Origin of the sequence: Glaciecola sp. 1036, assembly GCF_050306235.1 — a bacterium.
In the GTDB taxonomy this organism is placed as follows: Bacteria; Pseudomonadota; Gammaproteobacteria; order Enterobacterales; family Alteromonadaceae; genus Glaciecola.
Genome location: NZ_JBLWFH010000008.1, coordinates 163042 through 186818, shown reverse-complemented (window position 1 = coordinate 186818; position 23777 = coordinate 163042). Strand labels below are relative to the sequence as shown.

22 protein-coding genes are annotated in these 23777 nt (G+C 40.3%); 7 read left to right on the top strand and 15 right to left on the bottom strand.

Going from position 1 to position 23777, the window contains the following annotated elements; genetic code table 11:
• Positions 1 to 415 precede the first annotated feature (415 nt).
• From glnA to glnG, 4 genes are all read left to right on the top strand, one after another.
• A complete protein-coding gene (glnA, locus tag ACNKW3_RS13285) occupies positions 416 to 1825 on the top strand; it encodes a glutamate--ammonia ligase (RefSeq protein WP_427399789.1) in 1410 nt (469 codons plus the stop codon).
• Between the two features lie 100 nt (positions 1826 to 1925).
• Positions 1926 to 2435 carry a DUF4124 domain-containing protein gene (locus tag ACNKW3_RS13280; protein WP_427399788.1) on the top strand — a complete coding sequence of 170 codons (510 nt, stop codon included), beginning with the start codon at positions 1926 to 1928 and terminating at the stop codon, positions 2433 to 2435.
• 167 nt (positions 2436 to 2602) lie between these two features.
• Positions 2603 to 3658 carry a nitrogen regulation protein NR(II) gene (glnL, locus tag ACNKW3_RS13275; RefSeq protein WP_427399833.1) on the top strand — a complete coding sequence of 352 codons (1056 nt, stop codon included), beginning with the start codon at positions 2603 to 2605 and terminating at the stop codon, positions 3656 to 3658.
• Positions 3651 to 5063 carry a nitrogen regulation protein NR(I) gene (gene glnG / locus ACNKW3_RS13270; protein ID WP_427399787.1) on the top strand — a complete coding sequence of 471 codons (1413 nt, stop codon included), beginning with the start codon at positions 3651 to 3653 and terminating at the stop codon, positions 5061 to 5063. Before glnL ends, glnG begins: the two co-directional genes overlap by 8 nt.
• Before the next feature lie 5 nt (positions 5064 to 5068).
• On the opposite strand, the gene ACNKW3_RS13265 is transcribed toward glnG, so the two are convergent.
• From ACNKW3_RS13265 to panP, 3 genes are all read right to left on the bottom strand, one after another.
• Positions 5069 to 6562, bottom strand: a complete 1494-nt coding sequence (locus ACNKW3_RS13265) for a sensor histidine kinase (protein WP_427399786.1) — start codon at positions 6560 to 6562, stop codon at positions 5069 to 5071.
• A gap of 1 nt (position 6563) precedes the next feature.
• Positions 6564 to 7280, bottom strand: coding sequence for a response regulator transcription factor (locus ACNKW3_RS13260; protein ID WP_427399785.1), 717 nt, complete (start codon positions 7278 to 7280; stop codon positions 6564 to 6566).
• A gap of 98 nt (positions 7281 to 7378) precedes the next feature.
• Positions 7379 to 9001, bottom strand: a complete 1623-nt coding sequence (gene panP / locus ACNKW3_RS13255; protein ID WP_427399784.1) for a pyridoxal-dependent aspartate 1-decarboxylase PanP — start codon at positions 8999 to 9001, stop codon at positions 7379 to 7381.
• A 185-nt stretch (positions 9002 to 9186) separates the two neighbouring features.
• On the opposite strand from panP, the gene ACNKW3_RS13250 reads away from it, so the two are divergent.
• On the top strand, positions 9187 to 9882 hold the full coding sequence (locus tag ACNKW3_RS13250; protein WP_427399783.1) for an EAL domain-containing protein: 696 nt from the start codon (positions 9187 to 9189) through the stop codon (positions 9880 to 9882).
• Here the strand turns inward: ACNKW3_RS13250 and trmB are convergent.
• From trmB to ACNKW3_RS13215, 7 genes are all read right to left on the bottom strand, one after another.
• The gene (gene trmB, locus ACNKW3_RS13245) at positions 9879 to 10559 is read right to left on the bottom strand and encodes a tRNA (guanine(46)-N(7))-methyltransferase TrmB (protein WP_427399782.1); all 681 of its coding nucleotides are present in this window, start codon (positions 10557 to 10559) and stop codon (positions 9879 to 9881) included. The genes ACNKW3_RS13250 and trmB overlap by 4 nt on opposite strands.
• Before the next feature lies 1 nt (position 10560).
• Positions 10561 to 11331, bottom strand: a complete 771-nt coding sequence (locus ACNKW3_RS13240; RefSeq protein WP_427399781.1) for an ABC transporter permease — start codon at positions 11329 to 11331, stop codon at positions 10561 to 10563.
• Positions 11328 to 12257, bottom strand: a complete 930-nt coding sequence (locus ACNKW3_RS13235; RefSeq protein WP_427399780.1) for an ABC transporter ATP-binding protein — start codon at positions 12255 to 12257, stop codon at positions 11328 to 11330. Before ACNKW3_RS13235 ends, ACNKW3_RS13240 begins: the two co-directional genes overlap by 4 nt.
• A gap of 121 nt (positions 12258 to 12378) precedes the next feature.
• Positions 12379 to 12897, bottom strand: coding sequence for an exonuclease domain-containing protein (locus ACNKW3_RS13230; RefSeq protein ID WP_427399779.1), 519 nt, complete (start codon positions 12895 to 12897; stop codon positions 12379 to 12381).
• Positions 12898 to 12960: 63 nt separating this feature from the next.
• Positions 12961 to 14319 carry a sodium:proton antiporter NhaD gene (gene nhaD / locus ACNKW3_RS13225; RefSeq protein ID WP_427399832.1) on the bottom strand — a complete coding sequence of 453 codons (1359 nt, stop codon included), beginning with the start codon at positions 14317 to 14319 and terminating at the stop codon, positions 12961 to 12963.
• Positions 14320 to 14729: 410 nt separating this feature from the next.
• Complete coding sequence (locus tag ACNKW3_RS13220) at positions 14730 to 15023, bottom strand: GIY-YIG nuclease family protein (RefSeq protein WP_427399778.1); 294 nt, start codon at positions 15021 to 15023, stop codon at positions 14730 to 14732.
• 205 nt (positions 15024 to 15228) lie between these two features.
• Positions 15229 to 16284 carry a CNNM domain-containing protein gene (locus tag ACNKW3_RS13215; RefSeq protein WP_427399777.1) on the bottom strand — a complete coding sequence of 352 codons (1056 nt, stop codon included), beginning with the start codon at positions 16282 to 16284 and terminating at the stop codon, positions 15229 to 15231.
• 160 nt (positions 16285 to 16444) lie between these two features.
• On the opposite strand from ACNKW3_RS13215, the gene ACNKW3_RS13210 reads away from it, so the two are divergent.
• Positions 16445 to 16894: a YciI family protein gene (locus ACNKW3_RS13210; protein ID WP_427399776.1), complete on the top strand. Its 450-nt coding sequence runs from the start codon at positions 16445 to 16447 to the stop codon at positions 16892 to 16894.
• Here the strand turns inward: ACNKW3_RS13210 and ACNKW3_RS13205 are convergent.
• From ACNKW3_RS13205 to ACNKW3_RS13195, 3 genes are all read right to left on the bottom strand, one after another.
• Positions 16891 to 17094, bottom strand: a complete 204-nt coding sequence (locus ACNKW3_RS13205) for a hypothetical protein (protein WP_427399775.1) — start codon at positions 17092 to 17094, stop codon at positions 16891 to 16893. The genes ACNKW3_RS13210 and ACNKW3_RS13205 overlap by 4 nt on opposite strands.
• A gap of 224 nt (positions 17095 to 17318) precedes the next feature.
• On the bottom strand, positions 17319 to 17813 hold the full coding sequence (locus ACNKW3_RS13200; RefSeq protein ID WP_427399774.1) for a hypothetical protein: 495 nt from the start codon (positions 17811 to 17813) through the stop codon (positions 17319 to 17321).
• Positions 17814 to 17896: 83 nt separating this feature from the next.
• Positions 17897 to 18145 (bottom strand): hypothetical protein, encoded by a 249-nt coding sequence (locus ACNKW3_RS13195; RefSeq protein WP_427399773.1) that lies wholly within the window; start codon positions 18143 to 18145, stop codon positions 17897 to 17899.
• A 245-nt stretch (positions 18146 to 18390) separates the two neighbouring features.
• Here ACNKW3_RS13195 and ACNKW3_RS13190 point away from each other — a divergent pair, with 245 nt between their 5' ends.
• Positions 18391 to 19167: a thioredoxin family protein gene (locus ACNKW3_RS13190; protein ID WP_427399772.1), complete on the top strand. Its 777-nt coding sequence runs from the start codon at positions 18391 to 18393 to the stop codon at positions 19165 to 19167.
• 53 nt (positions 19168 to 19220) lie between these two features.
• Here ACNKW3_RS13190 and ACNKW3_RS13185 read toward each other — a convergent pair whose 3' ends face one another.
• The gene (locus ACNKW3_RS13185; protein ID WP_427399771.1) at positions 19221 to 20444 is read right to left on the bottom strand and encodes a glycoside hydrolase family 5 protein; all 1224 of its coding nucleotides are present in this window, start codon (positions 20442 to 20444) and stop codon (positions 19221 to 19223) included.
• 49 nt (positions 20445 to 20493) lie between these two features.
• On the bottom strand, positions 20494 to 23718 hold the full coding sequence (locus tag ACNKW3_RS13180) for a glycoside hydrolase family 3 N-terminal domain-containing protein (RefSeq protein WP_427399770.1): 3225 nt from the start codon (positions 23716 to 23718) through the stop codon (positions 20494 to 20496).
• Positions 23719 to 23777: the final 59 nt, after the last annotated feature.

The following is a 23777-nucleotide window of genomic DNA, read 5'->3' as shown; positions in this document are numbered from 1 at the left end:
AATTTAACAGTCTAAGGCTTTGTCATTCACAAGATAGTAACTAACGGATTTTAATTTGAGGGTATTAGCACATGACCTTCAAACCAATATAGTGCAAACCCTCACAAATAAATGCATCATAACAGTGCAATTTTCAGTATTATTATTTCGCATCGTTTATATGTCACTGTTTTTATTGCTAATTTATATTTACATCTCATGGCATGATTATCGCTTGATGAAACCTCAAGAATAAATAACTAGATTTTTCTTTTATTCATCTGCATTAGGTTTTAATCTTGATGACTATCATCGAGTGTCAGAATCGCTTGCTGATTTTATAAAAGATCCATTATTTTTTTGATTTTGTTTATGCGAATTTGCTTGAACAAGCTTTTACTACTCACACAACGGACTTAAATAAGTGGAGGACAATATGTCAATTGAGTCAGCTATAGCGCTTATAACAGAAAGCGAAGCTAAGTTTGTAGATTTACGTTTCACTGATACTAAAGGTAAAGAGCAACACGTTTCAATTCCTGCTCGCCTTGTCGATGAAGAGTTTTTTGAAGAAGGTAAAATGTTCGATGGTTCTTCAATTGCAGGTTGGAAAGGTATTAACGAATCAGACATGATTCTAATGCCAGACGCAAGCTCTGCTGTTTTAGACCCTTTTGCTGAAGAAACACAAATTAATATTCGTTGCGACGTCGTTGAACCAACAACAATGCTTGGTTATGACCGTGATCCACGTTCTGTTGCTAAGCGTGCTGAAGAGTATCTTAAATCAACTGGTATCGGCGACACTTGTTTCTTCGGTCCAGAGCCAGAATTCTTCTTGTTCGAAGACGTTAAGTTCCACACTGATATGGCAGGTTCTTTCTATTCTATTGATGCTGAAGAAGCTAAATGGAACTCTGGTGCAGACTACGAAGGTGGCAACACGGGTCACCGTCCAGGTGTGAAAGGCGGTTACTTCCCAGTTCCTCCTGTAGATTCGGCTCACGACATTCGTGCTGCCATGTGTTTAGTTATGGAAGAAATGGGCTTGGTTGTTGAAGCTCACCACCACGAAGTTGCAACTGCTGGTCAAAACGAAATTGCTTGTCAGTTCAATACATTAGTAAGCAAAGCTGACGAAATCCAAATCTACAAGTACGTTATTCATAACGTTGCCCATTCATACGGAAAAACCGCTACTTTCATGCCTAAACCACTTGTAGGTGATAACGGTTCTGGTATGCACTGTCACCAATCTATCTCTAAAGATGGTAAAAACATCTTTGCTGGTGATAAATATGCAGGTCTTTCTGAAGAAGCATTATATTACATTGGCGGTATCATCAAGCACGCACGTGCTATCAACGCTTTTGCTAACGCTTCTACTAACTCTTACAAGCGTTTGGTACCAGGATTTGAAGCGCCAGTTATGTTAGCTTACTCTGCTCGTAACCGTAGTGCATCTATCCGTATTCCATATGTAACAAGCGATAAAGCACGTCGTATCGAAGTTCGTTTCCCTGATCCAACGGCTAACCCATACTTAGCGTTCACTGCTATGTTGATGGCTGGTATCGACGGAATCAAAAACAAGATTCACCCTGGCGATTCAATGGATAAAGATTTATATGATCTACCTGCTGAAGAAGCTGCCTCTATTCCAACAGTTGCTAGCTCGCTAGAAATGGCCCTTGCTGCACTAGATGAAGACCGTGAATTCTTAACTGCTGGTGGTGTAATGTCTGACGACATGATTGATGCATACATCGCACTTAAAGCTGAAGAAGTAGAAAAAGTGAACATGACAACTCATCCAGTAGAGTTTGACATGTATTACAGCGTATAAATCATAACTACACCGCTTAAACCATACCAAAGCCTGCTTTATGCAGGCTTTTTTATTGCGTATGATAGAATATGAAGAATAGTGCTTTTAAGGACCTGTTATGAAGTCTTTATTTTTAGTCGGTTTGTTTTGTTTCATTTGCCCTTTCATAGTGAATGGTCAAACCATTGTATATAAAACTGTTCATGCAGATGGCACTGTTACCTTTTCTGATAAGCCCTCCCCTGGTGCAATTGAAGTGATACTAGGAGATAGCACTACTGTAATACCTTCTTCACCGGTACCTAAAATCGAACCAGATGTAGCGGTTAAGAAAAAACAATTCAACCTCACCATCGTGTCTCCAAAACAAGAAGCAACATTGCGTGATAATTCCGGCAATTTTTCCATTCAAGCTCAACTAAAACCTTCTATCGGAGGCATGTACAACCTCACTATAAACGGCCAATCCTTCCAATCTCCAAGCGGTGTTTTTCAATTAGAAAACATGGACCGAGGAGAATACTCATATAAAGTGGATTTCACTGACAACTCAGGCAAGATAATTGCATCGTCCGAGCAACGAACATTATTTTTACATAGAGCCTCAGTATTAATCCCGCGCAATTAATTAGCGGACAGCTTAATATCTAAGGGAATACAGGGATTCCATTATTCAATTAATCCCTTGTGAAGGTTATGTACATTCACTAAGATGAAGCAATGCACTTATATTGTGCATATTTAGTCTTTAGTCGAGGATTTACATTGATTTTAGAGCTTAACCAGATTGATAGCATGTTACAGTGCATGAAAACTGCACTTGTAATGGTCAACCGCGAATATCATGTGGTATTTGTGAATGACGCTGCGCTGAGTATTTTTGAGACTGGCAAATCGCAAATTTGCCAAAAGCCCTTCTTAAGCTTTTTTGCGCCTGATAGTTTTGACGAAGACCGTTTTGAAAACGTATTTGAAGCGGGTGAAGAATTCTCTCAATCTGAATTACAACTCTGTTTTAAAGATGGCAGATGCTTGCTGGTAGATATGCAGGCTAACTTGGCATTAATCGACGGCGAAAAAATGATTCTGTTTGAAATCATGCACGTGGATAAACAACGAAAAATAAGTCAAGAAACCCAACAGTATGCCCAACAAATGGCTGCTAGAGATTTAATTCGTGGTTTAGCCCATGAAATTAAAAACCCTCTCGGAGGCATTCGAGGTGCAGCACAGCTGCTAAGCCGACAACTGCCAAATGAAGATCAGTTAGAATTTACCCAAATGATTATGGACCAAGCTGACAGGCTCAGGGCTTTGGTAGATCGTTTGTTAGGGCCAAATACACTGCCGCATAAACGCCTGTGTAATCTGCATGAGGTAATAGAAAAAGTAAAACGCGTCATTACCGCTGATCAATCTATTGATATTGATATCGAGCGCGACTATGACCCCTCTATACCAGAAGTATACGCCGATCCAGATATGCTTGAACAAGCCATATTAAACATCGTACGTAATGCTTGCCAAGCACTGAGTGAAGCAAAAATTGAAAGACCCATCATAGGGTTACGCACCAGAATAGAGCGCCGCTGTGTGATTAATGGAAAGCCCCACAGCCTTTCAGCACTGGTGAGCATTGTTGACAATGGTCCAGGAATTCCCAAAGAAGTCCGAGACACACTTTTTTATCCAATGGTATCAAGTAAAGCCAATGGCAGTGGACTTGGGTTATCGATTGCACAAACCCTAATAAATCATCACTTTGGCAAAATAGATGTTGATAGCTTTCCAGGATATACCGAATTTACGCTTTATTTACCAATTATAAAACAGGATTTAGCAGATGAATGAGCCAGTATGGATAGTGGACGATGATAGCTCCATTAGATGGGTATTAGAGAAGGCATTTAAATCTGCCGACATCGGGTGTTTAAGCTTTTCTAACCCTGAAGATCTATTACTTCAAATTCACAGTGGCAATGCTCCACAAGTCATCATTTCCGATGTCAGAATGCCGCAAATGGATGGTATGACGCTGTTGGACGAGATCCATCAACACTTTCCTGATCTCCCTATTATCATAATGACAGCACATTCTGATTTAGATAGCGCAGTAAAAGCGTACAAAGGTGGCGCTTACGAATATTTACCTAAACCCTTTGATATTGATGAAGCTGTTTCACTCACCAAACGAGCCATTGAACATGCCCGTGAAACAAGTCAGTTAAAACAACAAGATACCCTAACAAACAGTACAGAAATCATTGGTGAAGCGCCGGCAATGCAGGAAGTATTTAGGGCCGTTGGAAGACTTTCGCGCTCTTCTATTAGCGTATTGATTAATGGCCAATCGGGTACAGGTAAAGAATTAGTTGCACAAGCACTGCACAAACACAGTCCGCGAGCAAATAAAACCTTCGTGCCGTTAAACATGGCGGCAATACCGACAGAATTAATTGAATCAGAGCTGTTTGGGCATGAAAAAGGCGCCTTTACTGGGGCACAAAATAGCCGCCAAGGGCGTTTTGAACAAGCCGATGGCGGTACCTTATTCCTTGATGAAATAGGTGATATGCCAATAGACGTACAAACACGATTATTGCGGGTTTTGGCCGATGGACAATTCTATCGGGTCGGTGGTCATCAACCGGTAAAAGTAGATGTAAGAATTATCGCTGCCACTCACCAGAACTTGGAACAGCGAGTCGCAGAAGGCAAGTTCAGAGAAGATTTGTACCACAGACTAAACGTAATAAAAATACACTTACCTAGTCTGCATGAACGAAGAGAAGATATACCATTATTGGCCCGACATTTTTTAAACAAGGCCTCTAAAGAATTAGGCGTTGAAAGCAAACAGTTATCTAAGGCGGCAGCTGATAGGCTAATGGAAGTCGCTTGGCCGGGTAATGTAAGGCAACTAGAAAACACTTGTCGCTGGTTGACTGTGATGGCCAGTGGTCAAGAAATTTTAATCGATGACCTACCACCAGAATTAAACGTTTCTGGCGTGCAGGTAAAACAGGCTGCAGAAAGTGATGATTGGACGATTTTACTTTCTCAATGGGCTGACAAACAATTATTAGCGGGTAAGAACGATATTCTAGACACAGCTCAATATGATTTTGAAAAGATCTTGTTAAGTCGAGCACTTAAACATACCCGTGGACATAAACAAGAGGCAGCCAAACGTTTAGGTTGGGGCCGAAATACGTTAACTCGAAAGCTTAAAGAATTAAATTTTGACGATGATTAGGCGTACTAAGCTTTAGCTTGCTGAAGAGTAAAGCTAAAGCTAGTCCCTTTACCTATTTCGGACGTTACTTCAAGCGTAGAATCAAATAATGCAATGAGTTTTTGACTAATTGCTAACCCCAATCCTACATGGGTTTTCGTCCCTTTTTGACTATTGGTTGCTTGGTAACGTGCAACAAATATATGCTCTAATTCCTCCGCAGCAATACCGATTCCAGAATCCCTCACACTGACCACAAGTTTGTCGTTGGCTTCTTTAATTTGCAGTTGAATTGAGCCTCCTGCAGGTGTGTGTCGAATAGCATTATCAATGAGGTTTGTTAGCACTCGTTCTAGCTTCTCTATATCTGCTTTAACGTAGGCATTAGGCGTTTGAATATCTACCGTCAGCCCTATATCTTTGGCATTAGCTTGTAAATTAAATTTAGCTGCAATGTCATGTAATAACTCAGCTAACAAGCAAGGTTCCATTTTCAAATTTACATGGCCTCCCTCAAGATAAGCTAACTCAAAAATTTGATCGATTAGCCGCTTCAAATTATGCAAATTGCGCGTACAAATGCCAAAAAACTCATCTCGCTGCTCACTGGTCAATTGACTATCATTGATGCACAAGGTCTCCATATAACCTTGCATATTGGCCAATGGGGTGCGTAAATCATGACTCAAATCCGCGAGAAGCGTTCGTCGTTGTAAGTCATTAAGTTTAATTTGCTGCCATTGTTTGTCGATGTGCCGCAACATTTCATTAAATGAGTAACCTAAACGCTGAACTTCATTGCGAGAGTCGTTGCGCCAAGGTAATAAGGTAATCTTCGCATTTTTTATATCAAAACCAGCCCCGCGAAATCTGTCCATATCATCACTCAGTTTTTTCAACGGAGCGGTGAAAAATTTAAACAGCACCAATAACACAAACATCAAGAATATTAAGCCCGCTAAGACTATCAAAATGTATTGTTGAACTCCCTTACTGGATTTAATGCTATCGGTAATCGAATCGTACTGTGCCCCACCAATGATAATGTACAAATACCCTTGCAAACTATCATCGTTGTAAACGGGGGCTACTGAAAATATTTTTTGCTTATCTATGTCTTTAGGATCATCACCATAATTAGGGAAGCTTTTACCACCAGATAGCATTACATTAATTGGTGTGACATCCACCTGTTTGCGAACAATCTCATTTGCTTTTGCTGAATAGGTAAGTAGGTTTCCTTGAGGATCAAGGAAATAGAATTCAAAATTTGGCCCAAGCAACATCAATGTATGAAACAATTTGTTTAACGCTTTGTAATCATACACCCCTTCTTTCAAAATAGGGTTATCTGACACTAAATGCTCAGCCAAACCTAAGTGCAATCTTTGTTCAGCTTCATGCTGCATACTTTGCTGCAAATAGGTTGAATAAATAGTAAGCACGGCAATGATGGTGAAAAAACCCGCTACTAATGAAATTGCTAATCTTTGGTAAAAGCAGAGCTTAGGAAACCACATTCTAATGCACCACAGAGGCCTGATTAAATTTGTAGCCTACGCCCCAAACTGTTTGTACATAGTCAGGATTTGTCGCATCTTTTTCTAATTTAGACCTTAGCCTGTTGATGTGAGAGTTGACCGTGTGTTCATACCCGCAATGCTGATAACCCCACACGGATTCTAGTAGTTGACTGCGACTAAACACCTGATTTGGGTGTTGCATTAAATGAAACAAGAGATCGAATTCTGTTGCAGTGAGCTCTATACATTTTCCTGATTTAGCGACGGTTCGGGTTCGTCGGTCTACAACCAAGTCGCCACAAATAAGACTATTGGAATTATCAACAAGTACTCGTTGATTTTGACGCACCAAATCAGCACGTCTTAGTAGGGCTCTAACCCTAGCTTGCAACTCTCTTACACTGAATGGTTTGGCCATATAGTCGTCAGCGCCTAACTCTAAACCAAGCACCCTATCCGTTTCCGAATTTTTTGCCGTCAACATTAAAATTGCTTGTTCTGGCTTTTGATCCCTTATCTTGCGACAAATATCCAAGCCGTTCATTTTAGGAAGCATTACATCAAGGATAACTAATGAATATGTCTGAGATAGAGCGGCATCTAGCCCGCTAATTCCATCTACACGGTGGTCTAGTTCAAAGCCTAATTCGTTAAGGTTTACCTTTACTAGATTTGCAATGTCGAGATCATCTTCAACAATAAGCAGTTTATCCATAAAACACTCTTTTCAGCTAATTGTATTGTTTTGTGAAAAGACCGGACTGGGTTGAAATTCCATTCAACTTTATTGCAGAAAATGTGTGTAACTTGAATTTATGCGATTTTTGACTTAGGCCAGTGGGCGAGTTTATGCCAAGTTTGTTGATTTTTAGCGATAGCTAATTGTTCGTCTAAAATTGCAGATAGGTCTTCTTCGGTAGTCAATGGGTTGGCTAATACAACACGAAAAACAGTGATTGAGTGATCGTGGTATTTTTCTACTTCGATGCGCGTTCGCGAAACAAATGACTTACCCGCTTCCCTTTGCTGTTTTTGCACAGCTACGGTCAGGCTGTCGATTTGTTTGTTAATGCGTTTTTGAGTTTCATTTTCAAATTCACCCAAATTCTGCAAGGCATCAGGAATAAGTCGGTAAGTAAGTATAGAGAGTTTAGGTTCAGTGACTAACTCAAAATTTTCTCTTTGTTTAATCATTTGTGAAAATTTCAATGCAAGGTCGATAGAGCGATCAATGAGTAGCTCATATCCCCCTTTTCCGAAAATATGGATCGATGAATACAGCATCATCGCCATTCCATTTCTGGAGCCTTCAAGGGTGGTGGCGCCTAAATCTTTAGAACCTTCTCGCAATATGTATTGTGCATGGTGCCTTACAGCGTTGCTATCGTGTGGATTTTTAAAAATCGCCATGCCCGCCCCCATAGGAACGTACATTTGTTTATGCGCATCTATGGTAACTGAATCTGCCTCTTCTATGCCTGATAATTTATCACGGTTTTTCTGTGAAAATAGGGTTGCGCCACCCCAAGCTGCATCAACATGGAACCAACAACCTAGCTCTTTAGCAACATCAGCTAGCTCATCTAAAGGATCAACGTGACCGGTTTCTGTTGTACCGGCAATACCAACGATAGCTAAAAGCTTATTACCTTCAGCTTGAAATGCATTACCTACTTTTAATGCAGTTTCTGGCTCCAGCATGTATCTTGGACTATCTACCGAGAGCATATTTTGGCGACCTATGCCAAGTACGTCCACTGCCTTTCCTAGCGAGTAATGGCCTCGCTTTGACGCCATCACGCCCAAGTTCTTGATACCATAATGTTGATAAGCGCTTACCAGCCCTTGTTGCGATACGCCTTTAAATACTCCCTTAGGCCCAAGAATCTTATTCCTCGCGACCCAAAGTGCAGTAATGTTAGCTATGGTGCCACCCGAACAAAAAGCGCCTAAAGAATGTTTGGCACTATGTAAGTATTTCTCATAAAACTTATCACTCTCTCCATAGATCAAGTGATGAATCATGCCTAGCGTTTGCCTTTCCAAAGGCGTAAAGGCTTTAGAAGTTTCAATTTTGACCAAATTTTGATTTAGGCCTACCAATAATTTAGATAATGGTAAGTGAAAGTAAGGTAGAGCAGATGTCATATGCCCGATAAAGGTCGGAGAATAAGTATTTACACTGTGGGCTACGAGCTTATCTAATAATACTTCAGCATGGCTGGATACGAATTCGGGCTCCTGAGGAATTCTAGGATCATTAAAATCCTTTTCGATCTCTTCCAACGAGGTCTTTTTTGTCACCACGTGCTGAGACAGAAAATCTGATAGATTATCTGACAGTTGCCGTTCAATTTTTGCGAGTGTAGAGTCATCATTTTCAGGCTTAGTAAATACCTTGAAAAGATGTTCTAAACTAACTTCTGCTTTTATCAAAATAGGTTTTCCCGATGCCCCGAGAGCCGAACTTTAACGCAGTTCTGAAAAATTACCAAGCGCATTACATCCAAGAGTTTATAAAAAACGCAAATTATGACACTTTTTTTACCAATTTATTAAAGACTGGAAGAATCTGACTGATAAAGAAGTATAAGTAGTTCAGTTTTTAAGCGAATAAGACATTGCAAGCACATTCTCACCATCCATTAGTCGATATAGATAATATTGTGCCTTATTTTCAACCTATCTATAACCTATCCACAGGGTCAGTATTACGCTATGAATGTTTCCCTCGAGCTTTAACTCAATATGATGCATGGATGCCAACTGGTGAAATTACCTGTATCGCCAGAGAACAAATTACTGCCGCTTTAACTCGTTTGATGGTAGAGCGTTCTAACGCATTCTGTCGTCCAAGACAAATGCATTGGAACATTAATCTTTTTGACGCTGATTTGGATGATAATCTAGTGTTAGAAACGGTAACTGAAATCTGTAACCAAGTAGATAAAGGCCTATGCGGAATTGAAATCCCTTATTCAGCGGTAAAAAACAATCCACAAGTTTTAGGGCAATTGGTTCGTCGCCTGCCCCAACTTTTTGTGACGGTGGATGACGTGTTTGAATGTAGCAACGAACTCTTGGCTATCATAGCGTCTGGTATCAATGCTATAAAACTACGAGGTGAATTGCTGAAAACGCCTGCTATACAACAGCAATTTATATCGATTGAAAAAATCCAGCAGTACTGTGAAACCTACAATGTACTTTTAATTGCTGAAAATATTGAAGATCAAGAAATTCTAGACGCTGTGGCAGATTTGCAGATTCAGTATGGCCAAGGTTTTTTCTTGTCTGTATCGAATAGATTAAGTTAATTTTCGGTAGCAAGTAGCGTAAAAGCTCGCCAGCACCTTTGGCCATCCAGTAAATATTTACGCTCAAATGGCGTTATTGGCTCCCCTTGGACTTCTTGAATTTCCATCGAGATATCATAAAGTGCCAATGCCGCTTTGAACTCTTCTAAATACAATCGCCAATTTGACCGCACTTCTATGTTTTTCGAGACCTGCAATATATAAGGCAACATCACGCCTGCATGCCAGCGCTTATTCAATTGAGATTTTTTTGGATAAGGATTTGGATAAAATAAAAATTGTCGGCTTATTTTCCACGCTGGATGAGATTTTTGCGCCTCTAACAATAGCCGCCAAAAATCTAATAAATCCCCCTGTACAACAAAATAGTTTGTTGCTGTTTCTGCCGCATAATGATCATGTTTAGACAATCTGTGGGCCGACTTATCTACTCCGATAATCCGACTATTTGGATAAAGTTCCGCCAGCTTTGCGGTGCTTTCTCCAACGCCGCAACAAGCATCGAGAATCACATCACCTGACCAGTTATTTAACCAATCTTCCACTTGCTTAAATGCATCTAGCGTATGCTGTGCATAAGGACGTTTAAAATTGGCGGTTTTGTAACGTTCAACATAAAACGATAAATCCTCATGCACTGAAGATTGATTGCTAGTAACTGGATTTACTTTGTGCATATTAGGAACGTATACCCACACCCTTGCTCAATAGACGATAGGCTAATGCAAACATCACCACATTAAAAATTACCAACAACGCCATCGAAACTAAATAGTTCACGTCTGACACGCCCAAAAAGCCGTATCTAAATCCATTTACCATATACACAATAGGATTCGCTTGGCTAATGGTCTGCCAAAAGCTTGGTAATAGATCAATGGAATAAAATACACCGCCAAGATAGGTTAAAGGCGTTAGCACAAACGTGGGGATAACACTTATATCATCAAAGGTTTTTGCATAAATAGCGTTAATTAACCCAGCAGTCGCAAACATGGTGGAAGTCAAAATCAAGGTAACCACTATGACCAATACATTATGAAATTCCACATCTACAAAGAACATAGAAACCGTGGTGACTATAATGCCAATTAACAAAGCCCTAGCCACACCGCCACCAACGAAGCCAAAAATAATGACCCAAGTAGGCACAGGTGAAACAATCAATTCTTCTATATTTCGTTGAAATTTGGCGCTGAAAAATGAAGACGATACGTTGGAATAGGAATTGGTAATAATCGACATCATTATCAAACCTGGAACAATAAATTCCATATAAGACTTGCCGCCCATTTCTCCAATTCGACTGCCAATCAAGCTACCGAAAATAACAAAGTACAAGGACATAGTAATTGCGGGTGGAACCAGTGTTTGCACCCAGATCCGTAAGAATCTTGTACACTCTTTAATCCAGATAGTGCGTAATGCAACAAAATTCAAACTATTCACGCACTTGCCTCCTGCTTTTTAGATGATTCAACTAAGCGAACAAATAATTCTTCTAATCGATTGGCTTTGTTACGCATACTCATGACTTTTACATTCTGCTCTGAAAAGTTATTGAAAACCGGATTCAGACCACTGGTTTTCGGCACATCAACTTCTAGTGTGTGCTCATCAATAGCACGAGTTTCAAATTCCGGAATACTAATATTGGTCGCGTCGCCTTCGATATCAAATACGAAGGTTTCAATGTTTAGCGTTGATAACAAGGCCTTCATACTGGTATTTTCAACAATCACACCTTTATCGATGATGGCGATGTTTCGACAAAGCATTTCAGCTTCTTCTAAGTAATGTGTGGTCAAAATAATGGTGATACCTTGCTGATTTATTTCTCGCAAGAACGACCACATTGAACGTCTTACTTCAATATCTACGCCGGCAGTTGGCTCATCCAAAATCAGCATTTTAGGCTCATGCATAAGCGCGCGGGCAATCATCAGTCGACGTTTCATACCACCAGATAATTCTCTAGCGCGAGCGTTACGCTTGTCCCAAAGTTCTAGCTGCTTTAAATACTTCTCGGCTCTTTGTTTGGCAATATTTCGAGGAACACCATAATAGCCCGCTTGATTCACTACTATCTGCAATAAGGTTTCAAACTGATTAAAGTTAAATTCTTGGGGAACTAAACCTATGCATTTTTTAGCTGCTACTTCTTGTTGCTCAAAGTCATTCTCAAATACTTCAATTTGACCTTTAGATTTGTTCACTAAGGAGCAGATAATGCCTATTGTGGTTGACTTTCCAGCACCATTGGGACCGAGAAGTGCGAAAAAATCTCCTTGTTCTACTGACAGGTCGATTCCTTTTAACGCCTGTACACCGCCTTTATAAGTTTTCTCTAAGGCTCTAATATCCAGTGCTTTCATTTACACCCTGTTTATGTTGATTGATTTGATAGTTGCTAATGCCCAAAAGCTGCTATGCAAGTGAAAGCTGCCATGATGAATCGATAGTATAACAGTATGTTATTGAGGCTACCTATAACTTTCAGGTATTTAACATGCGCTGTAAGCTGCGCTCGTAGGTAAGTTGGATAATACATGCATCAGTGCTAGCTCTGTGCCTTTTTAGGCCACTTCTGCGTAGCACAAACGCTTTGTCCCTGTCCCAAGTGCCAAGTTGTTGTTCCTTGAGGATCAATTCCAAACTGCTGATGGAAAACTGCATGGGAACACCAGCGCGATAAAACAAAGTATTTACCCAAGGGTTATCCACTACCCAAGCGTCAGAGTACAATACTTGATTTCCGACAAAACGGTTTAATTCATGACAAACAATGACTGGGTCCACACCCTTTTTAGCCAACATTAACTGAGAAATGCCGTGAATTTTCTGGGCCTCATCATCCCAATGTACCCAATCATTAAATGGCCGAATAAGCCGACAAAATCGACTGCCATTTTCTAATACGACACCAATTTCAATTGGAAAGCTGTTTATACCAAACCCTGAAGCCTCAACATCAATGATCGGGGGAAGACGAGTAGCTATCGCTTGCTCCTGCAAATTTTTACGAGTAATACTACCTACTATAGCGAGAAATAATCAGATCTCAATCTTCTAATGCATTTAATTGATTAATAAGTGAATTCCTATACTGGCAAAATAACCTAGGGCAATTACAGGTGTCCATTTTAAATGCCCGAAGAAAGTGTAATAGCCTCTTGCTTGCCCCATAAGTGCAACGCCTGCAGCGCTACCAATGGACAGTAGACTTCCGCCCACGCCCGCGGTCAGGGTAACCAACAACCATTGATTCAATTCCATATCTGGGTTCATGGTTAAAACCGCAAACATCACAGGAATGTTGTCCACTATGGCACTTAAAATGCCCACCAAAATATTCGCGGGTAAAATTCCAAGATCCACATACATAACATTTGATGCTAAGGCTAAATAGCCCATAAATCCTAATCCACCTACAGCCAAGATTACGCCGTAGAAAAAGAATAAGGTATCCCATTCAGCTTGTGCAATTTTATTAAAAATATCAAATTTACTGTATTGCTCTCTCGGCGTACTTCCTGGAGAACCGTCAGGATCTTGTTCCCAATTTTCCGATTGCAGTTTTAAGAAATAAGAATAGATTTTTAAATACGCGAAGCCAAACATCATGCCATACACAGGAGGTAGATGGAGAAAACTATGAAAAGATACGGCGGTGACAATGGTCGCTAGAAACATAAATACAATCGGAATACCGCCGGGCTTTATTCGATTGGATTCCACCGAAGCTTCCATTTCCGGCTTTCCTTTGAGTACCGCGAACGACATGATAAAAGCTGGAACTAAAAAATTTACAACAGAAGGTATAAACAAACGGAAGAATTCCGTAAATTCCACTATGCCTTTTTGCCAAACCATTAGGGTAGTAATGTCACCAAAGGGACTAAATGCACCACCAGCATTCGCTGCCACCACAATATTTATACAACCTAAGCCAACAAAACTCGGGTGAGCTTTACCTACAGCCATAATTACTGCACACATCACTAATGCCGTGGTTAAGTTATCTGCCACTGGAGAGATAAAAAACGCGAGAATACCGGTTAGCCAAAACAAAGCTTTGAAAGACAATCCTTTGCTAACTAAGTAGTTACGCAAGGCATCAAATACCCCACGTTCTAACATAGCGTTAATGTAGGTCATTGCTACTAACAAGAAGAAAAATAACTCTGCGTATTCTAAAAAGTTATGGCGGATGGCTTCTTCCACCAAGTGCTTATTTGGAGCGTCTACATAAGCGATTGCTATAATTATCCAAATGGCGCCAGCTGCGGCCAATACTGGTTTTGACTTGCGCAGATGCAGCTTTTCTTCAAGAATAACAAACACATAAGCCACTACAAACAAACAAAGTGCCAAAATACCAAAACCAGAAGCAGTGAGATCATTGGTCTGAGAAAGGTCGCTGGCGACAACATTCATAGAAAAGAGAATAAGGGTCAAAAAGATAAAAAAATTCAATGCAAGCTTCATCGCAATTATATAAACCTCGTTTGTAATACGCGCGATGAATATAGGCAGTCCCTAAACTGACGGCTAGTAAGACATTAGTCTATTTTGAAAACCAGCTTGTCTTCAGAACCAAATATAAGTTGTATCACATTGTTTTAATTAATAATTATTACCAGTATTAATATTAAACATACTAAATATGCAGTGTTAATAAATTGTTTCTGCTTTTGGCATTCTAAGGTGGGAATTCTGCAAAGCTGCCGCTGAGCGATTTGATTCTATTCGTCTGAAAAAGACAACTTGCAGTCTAAATGAAATTAACTACGAAGAATCGTCATCGTGGCGCAGGCCACGACCCCCTTGGAAATTACTGCAGTTTGCTAATTCATAAGTAATGTTTCATACAAATCGTCCCAATCCGGATTCTCTGTATTGATCAGTTTATTTTTCCATTCCCTATGCCAGTTTTTTAAGCGCTTTTCTCTCAATATTGCGTCTTCCATAAGCGCAAACTGTTCAAAGTACACGAGCTTTTGCAAGTTGTACTTTTTGCTAAAGCCATCTATTTGCTTGTTTTTGTGTTGATGAATACGTTGAATTAGATTACTCGTTACGCCGATGTATAGCGTTGTATTGTGCATATTGGTAATAATGTAAACAGAGGGTTGCTTCACTACTGGAATGCCTCGTAATCAAATAAAGCAAGCTTAGCGAATTTTCATTTTATTTAGACTGTTCTTTGTGTTGGTTTTAATTAGATTTACTATATTCCAAGGGGATCGTGGCCTGCGCCACGATGACGATTCTTCTTAGTTAGATCTTCGGTTCATTTTTGCGTGACGCCCTGAAGAACCGGTAAAAAGATTAAACCTTTATGATTTAATCTTTTTGTGCGGGATCGAATAATCGCCTTTCTCTAGTCTTCCACATAACTTTGGCTAAACGTCGCATGCTGACGGTTTTGTCCACTTCATCTACAATTTCAACACCTAATAGTGATTCCAGCAGATCTTCTAAGGTAATAATTCCTTCTAAGCCGCCATATTCATCAACTACTAATAAAATGTGCACTCTGGAATTTAAAAAGTAATCAAAGGTTCTCGCAAGAGGCATATCAGCTAGCAAGGTTACCATCTCCTTGGCGTAGTCTTTTACTAACTTATCGGAGTCGCCTTTAGCCGCTGCAATTAAAAGTTCAGACTTGATCACAAAACCGGTTATGCTTTCAGACTCTTTGTTTTCGAAAATTGGAATGCGTGAAAAAGGTTTTTCAGAATATTTTTCCACAAACTCTCCAACTGTCATATCTTCTGGCACTGAGAACACCACCGTCCTATGAGTCATAGCATCTTTTATTTTTCGTTCGTGCAAAGTCAATAAATTTTGCAGAACGTTGGCTTCCTGCGCCGCTAATTGACCTTCGCTTTCAGAAAGCTCGGCCATCGCAAGTAATTCATTTCGACTTAACCCTTTAAGTGGACTCTCTTCAGTAAATCCGCTAGTAAGTTTTTGCGACATTATGACAAAGGGATATAAGACAATAATCAAATACTTGAGGAAGAACGCAGTAAAAGGCGCCAGTACTTTCCAGTATGTAGCACCAAGGGTTTTTGGAATAATCTCTGAAAACACCAGTATTAAAAAGGTTAATACAGCTGAAATAATTCCTAAATAGGTATCACCAAACACCTTGGCCGCTTGTGCGCCTGCACCTGCAGCGCCCATGGTATGAGCGATAGTATTTAAGGTGAGAATAGCCGACAGAGGTTTGTTTATGTCAGACGTCAATTGATTGAGCAAATCACCAGAGGGTTTCCCTTCTTTCTGCAATAAAGAAATATAGGCTTGAGATACACTAAGAATAACGGCTTCGGCAATGGAACAAAGAAATGAGAATCCCAGCGCAATAAAAATATAAACCAATAGTAAGACCATGAGGTCTGCATAACTCCTGTTAAATAGAACTTTGATAGTCTAGCATTCATTACCTAAGGAAATACAACTTAGATTAAAATTCTATGTTTGTTGTTTGTGATTTTTAGGTGTAAGTTAGAGCGTATTTATCTTTGTTCATTAATTGTGTTGGGGAATAGATATGAAGTACTTACTTGCGTTTGTGTTATGTTCACTATCTTTTATTACTTTCGCTCATGAATCTGAGTTTGATTCAGAACTCGCAGAAAAATTACAAGCAGATGCTTATGGCATGAAACAATACGTATTGGTTGTTTTACTCACTGGCGGCAATACTGATATCAGTGAAGAAGAAAAGAAAAAAGCCTTCGCTGGCCACTTTTCCAATATGAAAGCTCTTGCGGAACAACAAAAATTAGTAGTGGCTGGTCCATTTATTGAAAGTGCCCCAAAACGTGGCTTGTTTATATTTAACACAGACAGCATCGAAGAAGCACAACAATGGGTGAATACAGATCCCGCCGTAAAAGCCGGCATATTTACCTATGAATTAAACAAGATTTATAGTTCAGCAGCATTGATGCTAGTGAATGATCACCATGCAACTCTAGCGGAAAAAAACATGGATTAGTGTTTGCGTTTTCTAAGAAAAAAGTACAAATAAGCCGCAACAATGCCGGTCAGCACCAAAGCTTCTAAATCGATATTCACATTCACCTGATAATATGCGGGGTTGATGAACTCCGCTAATACAGCACCATATATAATAACAAATGCAAAAAATGTGAGTCTAAACAAGACTTTAGAAAATAACAAAACGATAGTCTCCACTACTTGCCTGATGGCTTATTCTTTTTTTAACGAGTGATAGTCAAAAGATTGACAACAATATTTTGCGAAAGGTTCAAAAAGTTTTCAAGTTTTATATTTATTATTCGAAAAACGCGTTCTAGAACGCGTTTTTTCGATTTTTAGTAATGTGGAAATATACCTTATCTGGGACCAAAAGTAGGTATATTGCAGGAGATGTAGTGATTATTTTTTATACCGTTCACCTACTTGGGTACATCAATCTGCATGTGTGATACAAGAGGCTCATACTCGCCTAATCTATTCATGCGAACAAAAGTGGCATAATACATTTTTGCTCGATTCGGCAAATTGGTAAACGCAGGTGATAATCTTACCGTAAAGGCTGCATCTGCATTATTTTCTAAGAATGCTAGAAACGCGTCCATAGACTCATCGTCAACTGCCACTAAATGGCTGTTATAATCGATATCAGAAGAAAATAAGCTTATTCCCTCTTCGACTTTTTCAACACCCAGTAATTTTATCGGGAACGATTCCGTTGTTTTGCCAGAGCCGGAATCAAAAGTGACTTCTAATTTAGAATCTCGTGCAAACAGAGTGCCTGGCGCTTCAACCAAGACTTTAAGTCTAAGTTCTGCGCCATCCAATTGACCCAGTGTCGTTGGCTTAGGGATATTATTGTTGCTCGCACAAGAAAATAACAAACAACAAGTTAAAAGTACGATTCCAAGTTTCATAGCAGCTTCCTTTTTCACAATGGGCGTTAGTTTAGCTTGTTATGAATACAAACAAAAGTCACTTATAGTCTTAGTTACTCTGATTAATCATCTTTATTAAGATCATCGAACGCTTTATTCAATTGATATTTTTCATCTGTCACTATAGCTTCAAGCGCGGCTAAACGCTTTTTAATTGTGACAATTTCAGCTTCCATTGCTTGCACTTCAACGCCACCGTTTTTTGCTTTTAACTTCAACATTTCTTTTTTGTGTCCTGTCCAAATGCTATACATGGTAATGGGCAATACGAAACAAAAAAGCAACAATAAAACAAAGGTTGTACCTTCCACTGAGTTCACTCCTCTTTCTACTATAACGCAAATATATCACAGTTGATTTTCATGTCTGTTTCAATTTGTAAGACTTTGTGATGTTCGGATTTATCGCAAACAATGATGTTAGTTTTGCATTGCTCATCTAATACCATCGCCTCTAATTGTTGAAATATTCGTGTTTTATAGTTGCATTTTAGTATCAACTACTTAGATAATGGCATGTATCTATTTGACGGCACTTTTTCGATGGAATGAAATCATTGTCACGTTTTATCCTCTTATTCATTATAGCGACTTTAAGTAGTGCCCTGTCAGCCGATGATAAAAACATTGTATTGCTTGATGATTACAAGTATACCCCCTCAAGCGATGCTGTCGAGAAACTACAACAAGTAATAACCACGGGTAAAACCGAGAATAAACTTGTATTGGCTGTCTTTGGCGCTCAATGGTGTCATGACAGCAGAGCCCTTTCTGAAACCTTTTCGATTCCAGATTTTCATTCCCAATTACAAGATAAATTTGCTGTGCAGTTTGTCGATGTTGGTTACTTAGAAAATCGTTCTGAAGCACTATCTGAGCTAAATTTAATCGGATTTTACGGCACACCTACTGTGGTTATTTTTGACCCGGTAAACAACAAAGTGTTAAATAGACAAGACCATGTTGATTGGACCAATGCAGCTTCGAAAGACTATTCAGCTTTTGAAGAATACTTCTTATCCGACAAGTTTAAGATTCAAAGTGACGCAGAAACCCTTAATCCAAATCAACAAAAAAAAATGAATACTATTAAAGCGTTTGAACAAATCCAAGCTAAACGCCTTAAAAGGGCTTACCAAAAGCTAAGTCCGTTATTGAAAAGCTATAAAGAAAACCCTGAACAAGATCACGAAGAATTTTACGCCGTTTGGCGCGAAGTCAGGCAATTTCGGATTCAGTTGGACTCTGATATTGTAGGTCTGATTGACTCAGTAAAATCAGCCCCTGAGGAGTCTATTACTTTTCCTACTTACCCAAGTTTCAGTTGGGAATAAAAAACCCGCACAATAATTTATTTATCTGCGGGCTTTTGTACTTCAATTTCTAGTTATTGACGTTTAATCACATCAATAACGTCTGGATAAACCTGACTACCTGTCACTCGATCAAAAACACCTAATCCATGATTGCCGGTTGCGCCATTGTCCCAATAAATCGGCACTATACCTCGTACAAGCGCAGCATTTACAATATGTGCATTCCAATCTACACGATAACTGGCCTGCTCTATCACGTTGGTTCGTAAAATGGCGCCATATTCTCCAAGAATCACACCGACACCGTTATCGATGAAGTTTGTCTTCATTTTGTCGAATTGTTGATCAGTGAAATCCTCATTGCCCCAGCCCGCAGTTTTATCTGGATCCGTTGCATTGGCTCCCCATTGGGTAATATTGTCGTTGGATTCATCTAAGGTAAACTGGAAGGGATCATAAAAATGCACTTCCATAATGAGTCTTTGTTGCTCGGGATCCTCAGGTATTACAGCGAAGTTCACCGTATGGTCTATATTGGTATTGAAGCCTTGTACCACTAAGAAACGATAATAGTTACGTCCACCGGTCTGTCTCACTGTGTCCACGAAAGTCTGATTAAAGCTATTTTGTACAGTGTAGTATTCTTCGGTGGGTGTACCATAATCACCTGTCACCATAACTTCGTTAGTACCGGCAAATAATAGGTGGTCGTCATAATCACGAAATTCTATGGCAATTTGGCGCCACATAGCAGTAATACGCTCATTCACCTCGTCTTGCTGTGCATAGGTAGGTTGCATCCAGCCACCGTCCCAATGCATGTTAATCATGACATACATGTCCTCATCGAGGATCATATCAACCACTTCTTTGACCCTTGCAATCCAAGCATCATCAATTTCGTATGTGTCAGGATCGCTAAATTTACTCCATGCCACTGGTAATCTAACGATATCAAAACCCGCTTGTTTAATTGCTTGTATGAGTTCCAAATAAATCGGTGGATTACCCCAAGCAGTTTCATTGGGGACACCATTAGCATCAAGAGCCTCAAGTGAGTTACCAATGTTGATACCTTCACCAAGTAAGGCGGCAAATTCTACTGAAGTCAGGTCCCGCATGCTGGTAGCATCCGGTGGAATATCATATTCAGGCTCTACCGGTGGCTGTGTTGGTGGCGCCGGCGGAGGTGGTGGTGGATTTGGGGTAGAGCTGGAACTACCACCGCCACCACAACCTGAAATCACGATTGACAGGCACAGGCTAGCCCCTATCAAGACTTGCTTAATATTCATCTTAGTGTCCTTTTTAAAACTATGTAAAGTGTAGAAATCTACTTAGTAATTATTTACCAACATATTTATCCACATAGGGTTTGAGTTGTTTCGCCCAGATTTCATATCCTTTTTGTTTTGGATGTAGTAAATCCGGCATGATTTCCGTCGTCAAGGTCCCATCTTCGGTTAAAAACGCTTGATTGAAACTATCAAACATAACCCCTTTTTGTTGTGCTAACTGCTCTAACAGTATGTTTGTCTTACTGTTGTTTTGACGTAATTCATCTTCTGGTGTCGCACTTCTTGGAAAAATAGCCAATAGAAGTACTTTGGTGTCTGGTGTTTGTTTTTGTAACTCATCAATAATCACAGATACCCCATTTCGAATAGCTTCTGGGCTGTCTAAACGATGACCAGTGTTGTTAGTGCCTATCATTATTACGGCTAAGTCAGGAGATACTCCTTTGAGAGCATCATTTTGCAATCGCCAGATGACGTTTTCAGTTCTATCACCCGAAAATCCAAGATTAAGTGTGTCAATATCGCCGAAGTATTTTTGCCAAACGTCTTTACCAACATCTTCCCAGCCATTGGTAATTGAATCCCCTATCATGACTAAGTCAGCTGTACCTTGTTGGGCCTGTTTTACTTTTGCTAAGTGCCTAGGCATCCACCAACTCACTGCCCAATGTTCATTGAGAACACCCGGTGTAGTGGCATAACTATCTCTAGGAACGCAAGACATGTTAGGTTCACCTTGTCGTTTAATTTGTACATTGGCAATTGCTACTGTACCAGCACCACCAGTATTTACATCCAAACCACGAGTTACATTGGCGATGTCTGTCCCCTCTTCCACTAAGCAAGATAACGGAATAGACAAATGCTGCCACCCTTTTCCTTCATGTTCTAGCGCCCAATCTCTTAATGGGTAATGCTGATGACAATAAGGCTGACAATTAACGCTTAAAGACAATGTTCCGTTTTGAATAGCATCTACTCGAATGTCAACTTCAAGGGTTCCTTCTTGCATGTAATCAGTTAAGTCCATTGAACCACTGGCGATATACATACCTGAGGACCATACGTCCTTAAAGGTAAATTCTAGCGCATCTTCTTGCACATCTTTATCTGCTGTTCTTACTGTTGCAGTACCGTCTGTCATTTGCGCAAAGGCACCACTGAGAATTTGGTTAGAATTATCGTTTCTGATAAATACATGCCAAGGTTGAAGCGGACGTCCCATATAAAGGTCAATATCGCCATTTGATGCACTTTCCAAACCTTCCACTTGTTCAGCCAAGATGCCAAGATTTTGTTTGTCTTGATAAGTTAAACCGTAACCATAAGCAAATAGAGGATCATAGTCTTCATCACCTACATTCAATTCATCCTGAAGCGGAGTTTTAGGCCATGAAAATGAAAGTTTACCGGTAAAATCATATTCAGGGGATTGCGGATTTTCACTCACTAACACATCTGCGATGCCAGCCCCCTCACTGCCTGGTAGCCAAGCTGCCACAAAGGCATCAGATGCGTTTATTTCAGGATTTATCCACAAGGGACGACCCGAAATAAACACAGATACTACCTTGATACCTTGAGATTTGAGTTGCTTCAGCAGCGCTAGGGATTTTTTGTTGTCAGGTTCAAATTCTAAACTGTTTAAATCCCCTTGCCCTTCCGCATAGGGTGTTTCCCCAAAGACTACAACGGCAACATCGGGTTTATTCTGATAACTTCCGTCTGCGCTGAGTTCTACTGAACCACTGGTTCCCTCGAAGGCTTGCTGGAAACCTTCGAAAATACTGGTAGCACCGGCATAATCCTCTGGTTTAGTACCAGTGCCCTGCCAAGTGACAGTCCAACCACCAGCTTGCATGGCTAAATCATTGGCGCCAGGACCAGTGACTAGTACATGTTTTTGGGTGCTGATCGGTAACAGGCTATCGTTGTTTTTGAGTAAAACCAGTGATTCGCGCACAGCTTGGCGAGCAATTTCGCGATGCTGGTCAGAACCTATAACGGTATTATCTCCGCCCACTTGACGATCTAAAGGGCCTTTACCGTCAAATAGCCCTAATGCTTTTTTCACCAACAAAATTCTACGCACCGCCTCATCTAAACGTGCCATAGTAATTTCGCCAGCAGCTAATTGCTCCAGCATTTTGTGATACATGCTTTCCCAATCATTCACTACCATAAAGAGATCAAGACCGGCATTGAAAGACTGCGGGCAACTATCGTTGGTACAGTTAGGTACTTGCCCATGACCGTTCCAATCCCCTACCACTAATCCTTTAAAGTCGAGTTTTTCGCGCAGAATATCGGTTAGCAAATACTGATTACCATGCATCTTTTCGCCGTTAATGGAGTTAAAACTGGCCATCAAGGAGAGGGCGCCTGCATCCAAGGTTGAAAAATAGCCAGGTGCATGAATACGAATAAGTTCAGACTCATTTAATCTGACGTCGCCTTGGTCATCACCACCAAAAGTACCGCCGTCTCCAATAAAGTGTTTTACCGTTGCTAGCACACGATCTTCACCAAGAAATTCATCGGTACCAACTTCGCCTTGCATACCTGTAACTAAGGCAGCACCAAGTTTGGCAACGAGTTCTGGGTTTTCAGAATAAGATTCATAGGTACGCCCCCAGCGATCATTTCGAGCGACTGCTACTGTTGGTGCAAAGATCCATTCAATACCACTTGCGCGCACTTCTAATGCTGTGGCTTGGCCAATTTTCTCAACCAATTCAGCATTATTGGCAGCACCTAATCCAATGTTGTGTGGGAAAATTGTCGCCCCTTCCAAGTTACCATGTCCGTGCACAGCATCTGTGCCCCAAATAATTGGAATTCCAGCATGTTTTTCATCCGCATTCACAGACGCTTGGTAGAAAGTTTGCGCGTATGCCGCCCAATCTTTGGCAGTCGCTTCTGGATTTCTATTAGGTACAGAACCACCACCATTTAATATTGAACCTATATGAAACTCACGCGCTTGTTCAGGTGTTATTGACTGTATTTCTGCCTGTAGAACCTGTCCGACTTTTTGTTCTGTCGTCATTTTTCCTAACAAGTCTTCGACAAAGGCTTTGTCTTCTTCTGCGTAGACGATAGGACTGGTTAAATTAGGCCATTCTACTTTTTCTTGCACATCTACTGTAGGTGCAGTGGAAGATGTTTTTTCTGAAGCACAGCCTACCACTAATAAAGTAGCCAAAGCCGTCGCGCACGCGCGCACTAAAAAGGTTTTATGTTGCATTGCCATGGTGGTGTTAAATCCCATTTTTCAAAATTTCTATCCACAACGAAAAGTGCTGGCAAGCCAACACTTTTCTGTAAATT

Bases quoted from the DNA above. Each gene is read 5' to 3' on its own strand.
- ACNKW3_RS13215 (WP_427399777.1), bottom strand. From the start codon at position 16,284: ATGGTCTTACTATTGGTTTATATTTTTATTGCGCTGGGATTCTCATTT.
- glnG (WP_427399787.1), top strand. From the start codon at position 3,651: ATGAATGAGCCAGTATGGATAGTGGACGATGATAGCTCCATTAGATGG.
- ACNKW3_RS13210 (WP_427399776.1), top strand. From the start codon at position 16,445: ATGAAGTACTTACTTGCGTTTGTGTTATGTTCACTATCTTTTATTACT.
- trmB (WP_427399782.1), bottom strand. From the start codon at position 10,559: ATGCACAAAGTAAATCCAGTTACTAGCAATCAATCTTCAGTGCATGAG.
- glnL (WP_427399833.1), top strand. From the start codon at position 2,603: ATGTTACAGTGCATGAAAACTGCACTTGTAATGGTCAACCGCGAATAT.
- glnA (WP_427399789.1), top strand. From the start codon at position 416: ATGTCAATTGAGTCAGCTATAGCGCTTATAACAGAAAGCGAAGCTAAG.
- ACNKW3_RS13185 (WP_427399771.1), bottom strand. From the start codon at position 20,444: ATGAATATTAAGCAAGTCTTGATAGGGGCTAGCCTGTGCCTGTCAATC.
- ACNKW3_RS13180 (WP_427399770.1), bottom strand. From the start codon at position 23,718: ATGGGATTTAACACCACCATGGCAATGCAACATAAAACCTTTTTAGTG.
- ACNKW3_RS13280 (WP_427399788.1), top strand. From the start codon at position 1,926: ATGAAGTCTTTATTTTTAGTCGGTTTGTTTTGTTTCATTTGCCCTTTC.
- nhaD (WP_427399832.1), bottom strand. From the start codon at position 14,319: ATGAATGTTGTCGCCAGCGACCTTTCTCAGACCAATGATCTCACTGCT.
- ACNKW3_RS13200 (WP_427399774.1), bottom strand. From the start codon at position 17,813: ATGAAACTTGGAATCGTACTTTTAACTTGTTGTTTGTTATTTTCTTGT.
- ACNKW3_RS13260 (WP_427399785.1), bottom strand. From the start codon at position 7,280: ATGGATAAACTGCTTATTGTTGAAGATGATCTCGACATTGCAAATCTA.
- ACNKW3_RS13235 (WP_427399780.1), bottom strand. From the start codon at position 12,257: ATGAAAGCACTGGATATTAGAGCCTTAGAGAAAACTTATAAAGGCGGT.
- ACNKW3_RS13265 (WP_427399786.1), bottom strand. From the start codon at position 6,562: ATGTGGTTTCCTAAGCTCTGCTTTTACCAAAGATTAGCAATTTCATTA.